The sequence below is a fragment of the Amycolatopsis coloradensis genome (genome assembly GCF_001953865.1).
GTDB lineage: Bacteria > Actinomycetota > Actinomycetes > Mycobacteriales > Pseudonocardiaceae > Amycolatopsis > Amycolatopsis coloradensis.
In genome coordinates this window covers 529,877-543,883 of record NZ_MQUQ01000003.1, presented here as the reverse complement: position 1 = coordinate 543,883, position 14,007 = coordinate 529,877, and the positions used below count along the sequence as shown (strand labels likewise).

Here is a 14,007-nt window from a genome sequence, read left to right as displayed (position 1 = left end):
GGTGCTGCTGGCGGGACTGTGCACCGTCGACCAGGTCCAGCGCGTCGCCGAGTTCCCGGCGCCGGGTGAGAAGGTGCGTTCGCTGTCGATGGACGTCGCCGCCGGTGGGCCGGCGACGAACGCGGCGGTGACCGTGGCCTCGCTCGGTGCCGGGGCGACGCTCCTGACGGTCGCCGGTGCGCATCCGCTGGCGGCACTCGCCCGCGCCGACCTGGAGGCGCACGGCGTCGACCTCGTCGATCTCGATCCCGAACTGCCCGATCCGCCCGCGATCAGCGCCATCGTCGTGCGCGAGTCCGACGGCGAGCGCACCGTCGTCTCGCGCAACGCTCACGCCTCTCCGCGATTCGTCCTCTCGTTGCGGTCCTTGCACACGCAACTACCGCAACTAGAGGACGAATTGCCGGGGTGTGTGCTCCTCGACGGGCACCATCCGGAGGTCGCACTGGAGGTCGCGCGCTGGGCAAGGGAGCGGAAGGTGCCGGTGGTGCTGGACGCGGGGAGCTGGAAGCCGGTCTTCGAAGAACTCCTGCCGCTGGTCGACATCGCCGCGTGCTCGTCGCTGTACCGCGGGGACGACCCGCGCGAATACGGCGTCCCGGTCGTGATCACGACGGCGGGCCCCGAGCCGGTCCGCTGGTCGGCGGCGGACGGCTCCGGTGAGATCCCCGTTCCCGTCACCCGGGCGCGTGACACGCTAGGGGCGGGCGACGTCTGGCACGGAGCCTTCGCGTACGCGGTCGCCAGGGGCGCGGGGGACGTCCCCGGCTGGATCGAGTTCGCCAACGAGGTGGCCGCCGAACGGGTGCGGCATGAAGGACCGAGGTCGTGGACGGCCGCGGTCGCGAAGAAAGGACTGTCATGACAGCCATGCCTCCGGTGTTCGAGGACCTGTTGAGCAGGGCTCAGACGCTGGCGAAGCCGGGACAGCGCAGCGTGCTCGGCATCGTCGGCGCCCCCGCGTCCGGCAAGACGACGCTGGCCTGGGGGTTGGCGAAGGCGCTGGGCACGAGGGCGGCCGTGGTCGGGATGGACGGCTTCCACCTCGCGCAAGTGGAGTTGCAGCGCCTCGGCCGCGCGGAGCGCAAGGGCGCGCCGGACACCTTCGACGCCGCCGGGTACGTGCACCTGCTGCGAAGGCTCGCCGAAGGCCGCGAGACGGTCTACGCGCCCGAGTTTCGCCGGGAGATCGAGGAGCCGATCGCCGGTGCCGTCGCGGTCACCCCGGACGTCCCGCTGGTCATCACCGAAGGCAACTACCTGCTCATGCAGGACGACCCGTGGAGCGGCGTGAAGCCGATCCTCGCCGAGTCGTGGTTCCTCGCGCCGGACGAACCCGAGCGCATCGAGCGGCTCGTGTCGAGGCACCGCCGCTACGGCCGTTCGCTGGTCGACGCCCGCCGTCGCGCGCTCGGCTCCGACCAGCGCAACGCCGATCTGATCGCGTCCACCAGCGGCCGGGCGGATCTGGTCCTGGAGAACCTCCCGCTGGTTAACTTCGCCATATGACAGGTGTTCTCATCGTCACGGGCGGCAGCAAGGGCATCGGCGCGGCGGTCTGCGAACTCGCCGCCGCGCGCGGTCACGACGTCGTCGTCAACTTCGCGGGCGACGCCGAAGCGGCCGAAGCCGTCGCTTCGCGCGTCCGGAAACACGGCGTCCAGGCGATCACCCATCGCGGGGATGTCGCGTCCGAAGACGACGTGGTGGCGCTGTTCGACGCGGCCGTCGAACTCGGCCCGCTCGCCGGGGTGGTCGCGAACGCGGCCATCACCGGCAACACCCCCGGCCGCTTGGACGAGTACGAGGTGGACGTCGTCCGGCGCGTGGTGGACGTCAACATCACGGGTGTCTTCCTGTGCGTCCGCGAGGGCATCCGCCGGATGTCCACCCGGTACGGCGGCGCGGGCGGCGCGATCGTGACGGTTTCCTCCACTGCCGCGCGCACCGGATCACCCGGCGAATGGGTGCATTACGCGGGAACCAAGGCCGCGGTCGAAACGATGACTTACGGTGTCGCGCAAGAAGTAGCGAAAGAATCCATCCGGGTCAACGCGGTCGCGCCCGGCATGATCCACACCGGACTGCACGCGGCGGCGGGAATGCCCGATCGCCTCGACCGGATCGCCCCGGCCATCCCGATGGGACGGGCGGGAGAACCCGGCGAAGTCGCGGAAGCCGTGCTGTGGCTGCTTTCCCCGGCCGCGTCGTACATCACCGGGACGGTGCTGACCGTCGGCGGAGGGCGTTGACAGCCGGGGCCACGGACCGGTCACGAGCGGATATCGGGTCCGCGTGCGGTTCAGCCACTTTTTAACACTGTTTCCCGGCGGATATCACAATTCATGTGGGAAGTCGGCGGATCACCTCGCCGCCGGAGACCCCTGTGTCACCCTGGGGGCGCCCCCAAGCTCTTGATCAGGACGGTCATCCCCGATGTCCAAGCTCATGTCTGTGCACCACCTGGCACTCACCGTGACCGACGTGGACCGGAGCGTGCCCTGGTACGCCCGAGTGCTCGAACTCGAGGAGTTCACGCGTCGCGAAGACCCCGAAACGGGGCTGCGGAAGGTCGTGTTGCGCTCGCCGAGCGAGGGTTTCGCGGTGGTGCTCGTCGAACATCAGGACACCGAACGACCGCGGTTCGACGAACGGCGGACCGGTCTGGACCACGTGGCGTTCAAGGTCTCTTCGCGGTCTGAGCTGGCCGAATGGGAAGCGCGGCTCTCGGAGTACGGCGTCGTTTACACGCCTTCGACGGGATCGCGCACGCTGGCGGGCTCCTCGGTCATCGTGTTCCGTGACCCGGACGGCATCCAGCTGGAGATCTGGGCGGACGCGTAGGCCGTGTCCGGCAAGTCATGTTCGCGGTCTTCGCGCCCGGGCGGCCCCTGACGGCACAGGCGGACGCGGCCTAAGTGGTCGCGCGGTCTTCGACCTCGTCGGCGGGGCGCCGCATCTCCTGGCGGTAGCGGATCACGCCGTAGGCCGTGCCCACCACGAAGAACGCGATGCTGATCCACAGGGCCGCCGTCTTCACCCACGGAAGCTGGTCCAGCAGACCGGCGCCGTAGTAGCCGAGCAGCACCAGCGTCGGCACCCAGAGCAGCCCGCCGAGCGCGGTCGCGAGGGCGAACCGGCGCGGATCCATCCGCGCGGTTCCCGCGATGAGCGGCGCCAGCGTGCGGATCCACGGGATCCAGCGCGCGGCGACGATGGCGAAGAAACCCCGCCGGTCCAGGAACGCCCTGGCGCGTTCGAGATTGTGCTTGTTCAGAACCTTGCCGCCGCGCCGGGCGATCAGTTTCGTGCCCGTCGACCGGCCGATGTAATAGCCCACCTGGTTGCCGAGGATCGCGACGAGCAGTGCGGCGGCCGAGAGCAGCCAGGCGTTCAGGTCGGAACCGTGCTGCGCGAGGACGACTCCGGCCGCGAACAGCAGGGAGTCGCCGGGCAGGAACAGCCCGATGATCAGCGCGCACTCCACGAAGATGAAGCTGAGCACGATCACCCAGACGAGCACCGGTCCGGCGGTGTCGAGCCAGCTCACGCCGATGCCCGCGGCCTCGGTGTACACCTCACTCACGACGCGAGCCTACGTGTCCTCGGAGAACCGCACGCGGCCGAACCAGGGGATCGGGGTGTCCGAAAGTCCCGGTCACGCCCCCCACAGCTGTTATGAACGGACCTTTCATAACAGGATTTGTTATGAAAGGTCCGTTCATAACACTCACCCCTAGTGTTCGACGAGTTCGTCGAGTGCCTGGTCGTAGCTCAGCCGGACGTCGTGTTCGGCCTGGTCACCGCCCAGGAGCTCCACCCGGCTGGTGGCGGGCGGGTAGCCGCTGGCGATCACCGTGTACGTCCCGGCGGGCAGGTCGCTGACCGTGTAGTTGCCCTCCGCGTCGGTCCTCGCCACGGCGGCGACGCCGCCCGAAGAGTCGAGCACGGTGATCCGCGCGTCCGGCACCACCCGGTCGCCGTCGGTGCGGGCGACCCCGCTCAGCAGGATCGTGCTGACCAGTTCGACGTCGTGGCGCAGCACCCCGGCGCCGGTGGCGGTCAGCGTCGCCGCGACCGGCCGGAACCAGCGACCGCTGGCGACGATCGTGTAGCGGCCGCCCACGATGCCGGCGAACGAGTAGACGCCGTTCTCGCTCGTGTGCGTCCTGGCCACCTGATTGCCGTTGTGGTCGATCAGGGTCAGCGCCGCACCCGCGACGTTCGTCGCGTCGTCCCGGCGGACGTGCCCGCTGATCTGCGCGGATCCCGCCCGGTAGACCCCGTTGCCGTTGGTCAGCGCGTGCTTGCCGGGCTCGACGGGCGCTGTCACGACCGTCTTCTCGGAGGCCGTTTCGACAGGCGCGGGCTCCTCTTCTTCGAGGAGAGCCTCGCCGCCTTCGAGAGCCGAAGCGGCCGAAGGAGCGGAGCCGCCGAGCAGCGGGATCTCCTTCATGAACATCAGCACCAGCGTCGCCAGCAGCGCGACCGCGCCCGCCACGTAGAACACCGTCGTGATCGACTCGGTGAAGCCGATCAGCACCGGGGTCTTGATGGCCTCGGGCAGGCTCGCGATACCGCTCGTGTTCGACTGGATGTCGCCCAGCGCCGCCGCACCTTCTCCGGTGGGCGCGTTGCCGCCGAACGCCTTGGTGATGTTGCCCGGCAGAACGTTGAACAGGATCGTCAGGAACACCGCGACCCCCGCGGTACCACCGATCTGCCGGAAGAACGTCGCCGAAGCGGTCGAGACGCCCATGTCGCTGCGCGGGCCCGCGTTCTGCACCGCGATGATCAGCGTCTGCATGCAGGCACCGAGGCCGAGACCGATGATCGCGGCCGCGACCAGCGGATGCCACAGCGCGCTGTTGTACTCGACCTGCGCGAAGAAGAACGAGCCCGCCGCGATCAGCAGCGTGCCGACCACCGGGAACACCTTGTAGCGACCGGTCTTGCTGGTGATCTGGCCCGAGATGATCGAACCGCTCATGATGCCCGCCATCAGCGGGATCATCAGCAGACCCGACTCCGTCGGCGAGAACTCCAGCACCACCTGCATGTACTGCGGGATCATCATGATCGCGCCGAACATCGCCACGCCGACGATGACGCCGCCGACGATCGCGACCGTGAAGGTCGAGTTCTTGAAGAGCCGCAGCGGGATCAGTGCCGCGTCCTTCATCAGCTTCTCGATGAAGATGAAGGCCACCACGCCGATGGTGCCGATGACGTAGCAGATGATCGCGTTCTGCGAGCCCCAGCCCCACTTGTTGCCCTGCTCGGCGACGATCAGGAACGGCACCACGGCGACGACGAGCGCGAGCCCGCCCCACCAGTCGATCTTGTGGTCGTGGCGCTGGTGCGGCACGTTGAGCACGCGGGCGACGACGAACAGCGCGACGATCGCGATCGGCACGTTGATCAGGAACACCCAGCGCCAGCCCGCGATGTCGTAGCCGAAGACGCTGCCGAGCTTGTCGAAGTCGGCGAAGAACCCGCCGAGCACCGGGCCGAGCACGGTGGAGATACCGAACACGGCGAGGAAGTAGCCCTGGTAGCGGGCACGTTCCCGCGGCGGCACGATGTCGCCCATGATCGTCATCGCCAGCGACATCAGACCGCCGGCGCCGAGGCCCTGGATCGCGCGGAACGCGGCCAGCTCGTACATCGAGGTCGCGAACGCCGAGGCGATCGAACCGATCAGGAAGATCGAAATCGCCGCGATGTAGAACGGTTTGCGCCCGTAGATGTCGGACAGCTTGCCGTAGATCGGCGTGACGATCGTCGAGGTGATCAGGTAGGCCGTGGTGATCCAGGCCTGGAGGTCGAACCCGTTGAGGTCGTTCGCGATCCGGACGATCGAGGTACCCACGATCGTCTGGTCGAGCGCCGCCAGGAACATGCCCGACATCAGGCCGATCAGGATCGTGACGATCTGACGGTGACTGAGCCGGGGACCGTCTTCATGGACGGCTGGTGGACTTTCTACGGTGGTACTCACTTCAGGCCCCCTTGGCCTTCGACGCCGACGCGGGGTCGGCGAACTGTGGAGATGTTTTTTCGATGTCGTCGTTCAGCCGGTGGAACAGCGAGTTGAGGGTTTCCCGGTCCTCGTCGGACCAATCGCCGAGAACCTCGGCGAGCCACTGATTCCGCTGCTTCCGGTTCTCCTCGAACACCCGATGTCCTTCGGCGGTCGGTGCGAGCAGGCAGGCGCGGCCGTCTTCGGGGTCGGCCAGGCGCTCGACCAGCCCGTGCTGGACGAGAGAACTCGACTGCCTGCTGATGGTCGAGATCTCGGAGTGCAGGAACTCGGCGAGTTTGCTGGTCCGCTGGGGCCCGACGTGGATGAGGCAGAAGAGGATCGCGTACGCGGCCCGCTCGATGCCGTCCGGCCCCTGCTTGGACACCTGGGACTTCGCCCGGTTGACCAGGCGGACGAGCCGCACGAGCTCGTGCCCGAGGGTGTCGGCCAGATCGAGGTCGGACTTCGACCTGGTGCCGGGTGTCGTGGGTGTCATGAGGGTCTCTCTCGCCGGTTGCTTGGTCACTGCAACTAGTTGCCTAGAGCAAGGATGTTCCTCTCCGAGGAGTCTCGCAAGGAGAAAGTGATCTGGTGTGTCGGACAACACTTTAGTTGCCGCATGCAAGCACATTTATTCGTGCATGTTTGTCCGGTTCGCCCGTCTTGGGGCGCTGAGCTGCGCTTTTAGCGCGCCTGGGCCGCTCGCGCTTTGATGGGGTCATGACCGACTCCGCGCTCTACGCGATCCTCGCCGACCGCAACTTCGGCACCCTCGCCACCATCAAGCGTGACGGCAGGCCCCAGATGTCGACCGTCAACTACCTCTACGACGCCGACGCCGGCGCGATCCTGATCTCGATCACCGCGCCGCGCGCCAAGACGAAGAACCTCCGGCGCGACCCGCGGGCGACCTTCCACGTGTCGACCGAAAGCGGCAACGGCTATGTCGTCGTCGAAGGCCTGGCCGTCCTGACCCCGACGGCGGTCTCGCGGGACGACGCCACGGTCGACGCGCTGGTGGACCACTACCGCCGGGCGCGGGGCGAGCATCCGGACTGGGACGAGTTCCGGGACGCCATGGTCGCCGACCAGCGCGTGCTGCTGACCATCCCGATCGAGCGCGTGTACGGCATCCAGATGTAGACCGCCGCGTTTCGTCCTCTAGTTGCGGTCCTTGCGCGCGCAAGGACCGCAACTAGAGGACGAAACGCGGCGGGGGTCAGCGCTGGATGCGGGCCTTGATTTCGTCGATCCGGTCGAGGAGGGGGCTCGGATCGTCCCGGCCGAGTGCCGCCCGCAGGTAGAGGCCGTCGCCCACCAGGATGACCAGTTCGGCGGTCAGCGGGTCGCCGACGTGCTCGCTGATCAGGTCGTGGACCCGCTGGTTGTAGCTCCGCACGGCCTCGGAGACCCGCGGCTCACTGAGCATGATCCGGATCGTCGCCATGGTCGTGCGATGCAGTGGCTTGCGCTGGGTGACGTCGGTGATCGCGGTGCGCAGGTACCAGGAAACGACACCTTCGGGTGCCTTTCGGGCGTGCTCGATGTCCTCGTCCGACAAGGTGGCGAGACGCTCCACCAGGCCGTCGACCAGGGCTTCCTTCGAGCCGAAGTGGTAGAGCAGCCCGCCCTTCGACACTCCTGCGTGCGCGGCGACGGCTTCCAGCGTGATGCCGCCGGGCCCCTGTTCGATGAGGATCTCCTCGTACGAGTCGAGGATCCGTTCCTTCGCTGAGGGCTTCGCCATATCAGTTGACTATACCGTCTGGACGGTTTACCTTCGACCAGGGCGGTAACTGTACCGTCCAGACGGTTTACCTAAGTGAGGAGAGTGCGCCATGGCGGGGCGCAAGCAGTGGTGGGCGTTGGCGGTACTGGTGCTTCCGGTGCTGCTGATCAGCGTGGACATGACGGTGCTCGGGTTCGCGCTGCCGTTCCTGTCCGAGGACCTGGCGCCGACCGGTGCGGAGCAGTTGTGGATCGTCGACATCTACTCGTTCATGCTGGCGGGCCTGCTGGTCCTGATGGGCACGCTCGGCGACCGCATCGGACGCCGCAAGCTGCTGCTCATGGGTGCCGCGGCGTTCGGTGCGGCGTCGGTGCTCGCGGCCTTCTCGACCAGCGCGTTCATGCTGATCATCGCCAGGGCCCTGCTCGGCGTCGGCGGCGCGACACTCATGCCGTCGACGCTGTCGCTGATCCGCAGCATCTTCCTCGACCCCAAGCAGCGCCGGACCGCGATCGCGATGTGGAGCGCCGGGTTCTCCGGCGGGATGGCACTCGGGCCGGTGCTCGGCGGCTGGCTGCTGGAGCACTTCTGGTGGGGTTCGGTGTTCCTCATCAACGTCCCGGTGATGCTGATCCTGCTCGTCGTCGGGCCGTTCCTGCTGCCGGAGGCGCGTGACCCGAAGCCGGGCCGCTTCGACCCGTTGTCGGCGCTGCTGTCACTGGCCGCGATGCTGCCGGTGGTCTACGGCATCAAGCTGATCGCCGAACACGGGTTCACGTGGGAGGCCGCGATCAGCATCCTGATCGGTCTCGCGCTCGGGGTGTTGTTCGTCCGCAGGCAGAACCGCCTCGACGAGCCGATGCTCGACCTGAAGCTGTTTTCGAACCGCGCCTTCAGCGGCTCCGTCGTGACGAACATGCTCGGCGTGTTCGCCATGGTCGGCCTGCTGTTCCTGGTGCCGCAGTACCTGCAGCTGGTGCTCGGGCTGACCCCGGTCGTCGCCGCGCTGTGGATGCTCCCGGCGACGGCCGCCGGTATCGCCGGCGCGCTGCTCGCGGCATGGCTCGCGAAGCGGATCCGGGTTTCCGTGCTGGTCAGTGCCGGTCTCCTGGTCGCGGCTGTCGGGTTCCTGGCGTTGACGCAGGTCTCGTCCGGCGGCGGGCTCGCCTTCGTCGTGGTGTCGTTCACTCTGCTCGGGGGCGGTGTCGCCCTGTCGGAGACGCTCACGAACGACCTGGTCGTCTCGGCCGCTCCGGCCGAGCGGGCGGGGGCCGCGTCGGCGATCTCCGAGACCGGGTTCGAGCTGGGCGGCGCCCTAGGCACCGCCATCCTGGGCAGTGTCGCGACCGCGGTCTACCGGTCCGGCCTGCCGGAGGGCACGGCCGAGGCCGCGCGGGACACGCTCGGCGGCGCCGTCGCCACCGCGCAGCAGCTCGCCCCCGCCGAGGGGCAGGCGCTGCTGGAGTCGGCTCGCGAGGCTTTCACGCAGGGTGTGCATGTCACCGCATGGGCGGGCGTGGTCGTGCTCGTCTATACAGGTGTTCAGGCCTACATTCTGCTTAATCGGAAGAAAAGTTCCGCAGTGCGGATCTAATCGAGCCTACGATGAAGGCATGAGCAACGACGCCTTGGTCACCCGTCTCCGCGAGCATCTCGGCAAGGCCGCGGTGCTCACCGACGCCGATGTCACGGACGCCTACTCGCGCGACATGATGCCGCTCGCCGCGGCGGGCAAACCCCTCGCGGTGGTGCTTCCGTCCGACGTGGAGGGTGTGCAGGCCGTGGTCAAGGCCTGCGCGGAGTTCGAAGTGCCGATCGTGCCCCGCGGCGCCGGCAGTGGTCTGTCCGGCGCCGCGAACGCGATCGACGGTTGTGTCGTGCTGGTGCTGACCAAACTCGACCAGATCGTCGAGATCGACGAGGGCAACCGCCTCGCCGTCGTGCAGCCTGGCGTGGTGAACCTCGATTTCCGCGACGAGGTGGAGAAACACGGCCTGTTCTATCCGCCGGACCCCTCCAGCTACGACTGGTGCACCCTCGGCGGCAACCTGTCCACCAACGCCGGTGGACTGTGCTGCGTGAAGTACGGCGTCACCACGGATTCCGTGCTGGGGCTGGAAGTCGTGCTCGCCGACGGATCACTCCTGAAGACCGGGCGCCGCACGGTGAAGGGCGTCGCGGGCTACGACCTCGCGCGGCTCTTCGTCGGCAGTGAGGGCACGCTCGGCGTGATCACCCAAGCGACCGTCGCGCTGAAACCGTTGCCCCAGCTGCCTTCCACCCTCGTCGCCGCCTTCAACAGCACGGAGGCCGCCGGCGAGGCCGTCGCGCGAGTCGTGCGCGAAGGACTGGTGCCGTCGCTGCTGGAGATCATGGACGCGACGTCCATCAAGGCCGCCGAGGCCTATCTCAAGACCGACCTCGGCACCAGCGCGGACTGCAAAGCCTTGCTGCTCGGGCAATCCGACGCCGGAGGCGAGGTCGCGCGGCGGGAACTCGCGGCACTGGAACAGATCTGCGTCGACTGTGGCGCGGATCTGGCCTACGCCACCGAGGATCTCGAAGAGGGCAAGATGTTGCTGCAGGCGCGGCGGGTCGTGCTCACCGCGCTCGAACTGTACGGCGTCTGGTTGACCGACGACGTCTGCGTGCCGCGCACCCGCATCGCCGAACTGATCGCGGGCTGCGAGCGGATCAGTGAAGAGGTGGGGCTGCGGATCGCCGTGGTCGGCCACGCCGGTGACGGCAACATGCACCCGACGATCGTCTACTCGCCGGACTCCGAAGAGGAGTTCGCCCGCGCGAAGAAGGCTTTCGACGCGATTCTGGAGGTCAGCCTGTCGCTGGGCGGGACGGTCACCGGCGAGCACGGTATCGGCCGGATCAAGCGCGAGTGGCTCGCCAGGGAGATCGGTGATGTCGGCCTTCGCGTCCACCGCCAGATCAAACAGGCCCTCGACCCGGGGAACCTGTTCAACCCGGGCTCGATGTTCTCCCTCTGAATGGGATAACGGGGCTTTCCTGGCGAAATTCGCCAGGAAAGCCCCGTTCATCTCACGGGAAGAGGATCAGTCGCGCACGCGCGGGATCTGCTGCGTCGCGTCCATGTCCACGGCCGCGTGCTTCTTCTCGCGGCGGGACTTCAGGTACTCGAGCACGATCGGCACCACGGAGATCAGCACGATCAGGATGAAGATCGCGTCGATGTTGTCGCGGATGAACGGGATGTCGCCGAGCAGGTGGCCGAGCGCGGTGATCCCGGCGGCCCACAGGATGCCGCCGATGACGGTGTAGGTGAAGTACTTCTTCGGGTCCATCTTGCCGATGCCCGCGATCCAGGTGATGAACGTCCGCACGAACGGCACGAACCGCGCCAGCACGACCGCCTTCGGCCCGTGCTTCTCCAGGAAGGCGTGTGTCTGGTCGACGTACTTCTTGTTGAAGAACTTCGAGTCGGGTTTGCGGAACAGCCAGGGCCCGATCTTCCAGCCGAGGCCGTAGCCGAGCAGGTTGCCGAGCAGCGCCGCGACGGTGACCAGGACGCACACCAGCCACAGCGGCGCTTCGATCGAGCCGCTCGCGATGAGCAGGCCCGCGGTGAACAGCAGCGAGTCACCGGGCAGCACCGGGAAGACGCTGCTTTCGATGAAGATGATCAGGCAGAGCACGGTGATGACCGGGACGGTCAGCCCGCTCAGCAGGTGCATCGGGTCCAGCCACTCCGGCAGGAGGCTCATCGTCGTCACGTTGTTCTGCGCCAGGATCACACCAAAACGGTACAGGGTGACGCTGAGTGCCTTGGGCGCTGTCCTGTTCCGGCGGAGAGGCGCGGCTCAGATCAGGGTGAGCAGCCCGACCACCGAACCGGCGGCCAGCCCCAGCAGCGCAGCCAGCAGCAACACCCAATACGCGGGTAGCGGCGCGCTGGCGGGCGAAGGCAGCGGAGGGGGCGTCGGACGCTCCGCCAGCCTGGCCGTTTCCGCGTCCTCCAGTGCGACGCGTTCCCGTTCGAGCGAGTCGGCCCCGGCACCGGAAAGCAGCCCGTACTGCAGCGGCAGCTCGTGTTCTCCCGTGGACGGCTCAGGATCACTCTCGGTGTCCGGTTTGACCGGGTTCTCGGCGGAAGCCTCGGTGATCCGTTCCGTCGAAGGGGCGAAGACGGCTTGAGCGCGCAAGGCGTCGGCTAAGAGCTTCTCCGGGTCCTTGGGCTCGCTCATCCGACTCCCTTCGCCGTTTACCCGTCGCTGACCGACACACCGCCTTCGACCGCACCGCTCAGTGGGGCCGTGGCGCTCAATGTAGCCGCAGCCTCGTCCTTGACCCACTCGCCCTGGCGCAGCACCTTGGCCGGTCGCAGGTCGCGGTCGAGCACGACGACGTCGGCCGCGAGCCCGGCGCGCAGCGACCCGGTCCGGTCGGCGATGCCGAGCAGTTCGGCCGGTCGGCCGGAGGTCGCGCGGACGGCGTCGAGCAGGTCGATACCCGCGCCACGCACCAGGTTGCGGAAGGCCGCGTCCATGGTCAGCGTGCTGCCGGCCAGCGAGCCGTTCCCGGCCAGCGTGGCGACACCGTCGCGGACGTCGACCTCGAGGCGGCCGAGGATGTAGCTGCCGTCGGCGGCGTCGGTGGCCGACATGGCGTCGGTGATGAGCACCGTCCGGCCCTTGCCGGCGTGGTGCGCGGCCAGCCGCAGCACCGTCGGGTGCACGTGGACGAGGTCGCAGATCAGTTCGACGGTGACGCGCTCGTCGTCGAGGAGGGCGCCGATCGGGCCCGGCTCGCGGTGGTGAAGGGGCCGCATGGCGTTGAAGAGGTGCGTCGCGACGGAGGCGCCCGCGTCGATGGCGGGGATGATCTGGTCCTCGACGCCGTCGGTGTGCCCGATCGCGGCGATGGCGCCCGATTCGGCCAGTTGCCGCACCGCTTTGATCCCGCCGTGCAGTTCGGGGGCGAGAGTGACCATCCGGATGTCGCCGCGACCCGCGCCGAGCAACGCGTTGACGGTCGCCGTGTCCGGCTCGATCAGGGTCGCCGGGTCGTGCGCCCCGCAGCGCGCCTTCGAGATGAAGGGTCCTTCAAGGTGAATTCCGGCAAGTTCACCCTCTTGGACCAGCTCTCGCAGGGCCGCGATCTGGTCCCTGAGCACCGGAATGGGGTCCGAGACGAGGCTGCCGAGCATGGTCGTGGTCCCGTGTCGCCGATGCGCGCGCACCGCGCGAAGCAGCTCCTCGGGATTCCCGCTGGAGAACGACCCGCCCCCACCGCCATGGCAGTGGGTGTCGATGAAGCCGGGCACCACCAGGCACCCGTCCACAGGGACGCGGTCGATGTCCGGGGGTGTCCCGGAACCGACTTGGACGATCTTGCCGCCGGCGATAGCCAGCCAGCCGTCGTCTAGTACACGGTCCGGGGCGACGACCCGGCCGCCCACGATCACGAAATCTCCGGCGCCTCTCACGCCCCCCAGCATATATTGGTCTGGACCAAGCATGGCGGCACAACCCAGCGGTCGAGATTAAAGCCGGGTGTCAGTTCGGCGACTGCATCGCTTTCTGCAGTGCCTCCAGCGCCCGGCTGGCGGTTGACTTCACGGTACCTTTCGAAATACCGGCGGCCTCGGAAATCTCGGCCTCACTCAGCCCACCGTAGTAACGGAGGACCAGAACTTCGCGCTGACGGGGCGGCAGTTTGGACAAAGCGCTCACCACGGCCTGATGTTCACTCGACAGCATGGCGAGACTTTCGGCCGAACGCGCGTTGACGGCGTGCGGCGCGACGTACTCACGAGCGGTCTTGCGGCGGCGCAGCACACTGCGTGATCCGTTGACCACCGCGGTGCGCAGGTAGCCGACGGCCGCGGCGGCGTCCCGCAGTTTCCCCCAGTTGCGGTGGAGCCCGGTGAACGCCTCCTGGACGACGTCCTCGGCCGTCGCCGGTTCGTCCACGAGCAGGATGGCCAACCGGACCAGCCGCATCCGATGCTGGCGATAGAGATCCTCAAGGGTCAGCGGCGCCGCAGGCGGCGGTGGCGTGACCGGTCCGTCCATGGTGCGCAGCCGGCCGAGGGTCACCTCGACACTGCGTTCCGCGTTGCCCTCGAGCATGTACCCCTACCTGTTCATTTACCCCTTTGAAGCACAACCTGTGCGTGGCGCGATCAGCGTATCGGGTTGGGCGAGACCTCTGCCTGATCGGTTCCTGAGAAGCTGGGTAGCGTCTGCCGCAGCCCTGTTGTACCGACCTTGGAGATGTC

Annotated in this window: 15 protein-coding genes; 7 read left to right on the top strand and 8 right to left on the bottom strand. The window is 67.8% G+C overall.

Features of this window, described 5'->3' with window-relative positions:
• The first annotated feature begins 1 nt into the window (after position 1).
• The 4 genes from BS329_RS06200 to BS329_RS06185 all read left to right on the top strand — a co-directional run bounded on the left by BS329_RS06200 (position 2) and on the right by BS329_RS06185 (position 2,844).
• Positions 2-865, top strand: coding sequence for a PfkB family carbohydrate kinase (locus tag BS329_RS06200; protein WP_084749440.1), 864 nt, complete (start codon positions 2-4; stop codon positions 863-865).
• Positions 862-1,509 carry a nucleoside/nucleotide kinase family protein gene (locus BS329_RS06195; RefSeq protein WP_076156365.1) on the top strand — a complete coding sequence of 216 codons (648 nt, stop codon included), beginning with the start codon at positions 862-864 and terminating at the stop codon, positions 1,507-1,509. Before BS329_RS06200 ends, BS329_RS06195 begins: the two co-directional genes overlap by 4 nt.
• Complete coding sequence (locus tag BS329_RS06190; protein WP_076156362.1) at positions 1,506-2,252, top strand: SDR family oxidoreductase; 747 nt, start codon at positions 1,506-1,508, stop codon at positions 2,250-2,252. The genes BS329_RS06195 and BS329_RS06190 overlap by 4 nt, the downstream gene beginning before the upstream one ends.
• A 184-nt stretch (positions 2,253-2,436) precedes the next feature.
• A complete protein-coding gene (locus BS329_RS06185; RefSeq protein WP_076156360.1) occupies positions 2,437-2,844 on the top strand; it encodes a VOC family protein in 408 nt (135 codons plus the stop codon).
• A gap of 70 nt (positions 2,845-2,914) precedes the next feature.
• Here the strand turns inward: BS329_RS06185 and BS329_RS06180 are convergent, their stop codons facing one another.
• The 3 genes from BS329_RS06180 to BS329_RS06170 form a co-directional block, all read right to left on the bottom strand.
• Positions 2,915-3,586, bottom strand: a complete 672-nt coding sequence (locus BS329_RS06180; RefSeq protein ID WP_076156358.1) for a DedA family protein — start codon at positions 3,584-3,586, stop codon at positions 2,915-2,917.
• 150 nt (positions 3,587-3,736) lie between these two features.
• Complete coding sequence (locus BS329_RS06175) at positions 3,737-6,001, bottom strand: MFS transporter (RefSeq protein WP_076156355.1); 2,265 nt, start codon at positions 5,999-6,001, stop codon at positions 3,737-3,739.
• 1 nt (position 6,002) lies between these two features.
• Positions 6,003-6,521: a MarR family winged helix-turn-helix transcriptional regulator gene (locus tag BS329_RS06170; RefSeq protein WP_076156352.1), complete on the bottom strand. Its 519-nt coding sequence runs from the start codon at positions 6,519-6,521 to the stop codon at positions 6,003-6,005.
• 224 nt (positions 6,522-6,745) lie between these two features.
• Here BS329_RS06170 and BS329_RS06165 point away from each other — a divergent pair, with 224 nt between their 5' ends.
• On the top strand, positions 6,746-7,168 hold the full coding sequence (locus BS329_RS06165; protein WP_076156349.1) for a PPOX class F420-dependent oxidoreductase: 423 nt from the start codon (positions 6,746-6,748) through the stop codon (positions 7,166-7,168).
• A 76-nt stretch (positions 7,169-7,244) separates the two neighbouring features.
• On the opposite strand, the gene BS329_RS06160 is transcribed toward BS329_RS06165, so the two are convergent.
• Positions 7,245-7,772 (bottom strand): TetR/AcrR family transcriptional regulator, encoded by a 528-nt coding sequence (locus tag BS329_RS06160; RefSeq protein WP_076156346.1) that lies wholly within the window; start codon positions 7,770-7,772, stop codon positions 7,245-7,247.
• A gap of 91 nt (positions 7,773-7,863) precedes the next feature.
• Here BS329_RS06160 and BS329_RS06155 point away from each other — a divergent pair, with 91 nt between their 5' ends.
• Both BS329_RS06155 and BS329_RS06150 read left to right on the top strand, forming a co-directional pair.
• Entirely contained in the window at positions 7,864-9,348 is a 1,485-nt protein-coding gene (locus tag BS329_RS06155) for an MFS transporter (protein ID WP_076156343.1), read from the top strand.
• Positions 9,349-9,367: 19 nt separating this feature from the next.
• Positions 9,368-10,756 (top strand): FAD-binding oxidoreductase, encoded by a 1,389-nt coding sequence (locus BS329_RS06150; RefSeq protein ID WP_076156341.1) that lies wholly within the window; start codon positions 9,368-9,370, stop codon positions 10,754-10,756.
• A 66-nt stretch (positions 10,757-10,822) separates the two neighbouring features.
• Here BS329_RS06150 and BS329_RS06145 read toward each other — a convergent pair whose 3' ends face one another.
• The 4 genes from BS329_RS06145 to BS329_RS06130 all read right to left on the bottom strand — a co-directional run bounded on the left by BS329_RS06145 (position 10,823) and on the right by BS329_RS06130 (position 13,858).
• A complete protein-coding gene (locus tag BS329_RS06145) occupies positions 10,823-11,521 on the bottom strand; it encodes a DedA family protein (protein ID WP_076156338.1) in 699 nt (232 codons plus the stop codon).
• A gap of 66 nt (positions 11,522-11,587) precedes the next feature.
• On the bottom strand, positions 11,588-11,971 hold the full coding sequence (locus BS329_RS06140) for a hypothetical protein (RefSeq protein WP_076156336.1): 384 nt from the start codon (positions 11,969-11,971) through the stop codon (positions 11,588-11,590).
• Between the two features lie 17 nt (positions 11,972-11,988).
• Positions 11,989-13,191, bottom strand: coding sequence for an N-acetylglucosamine-6-phosphate deacetylase (gene nagA / locus BS329_RS06135; RefSeq protein ID WP_076156334.1), 1,203 nt, complete (start codon positions 13,189-13,191; stop codon positions 11,989-11,991).
• Between the two features lie 91 nt (positions 13,192-13,282).
• Positions 13,283-13,858 carry a SigE family RNA polymerase sigma factor gene (locus tag BS329_RS06130; protein WP_076156331.1) on the bottom strand — a complete coding sequence of 192 codons (576 nt, stop codon included), beginning with the start codon at positions 13,856-13,858 and terminating at the stop codon, positions 13,283-13,285.
• Positions 13,859-14,007: the final 149 nt, after the last annotated feature.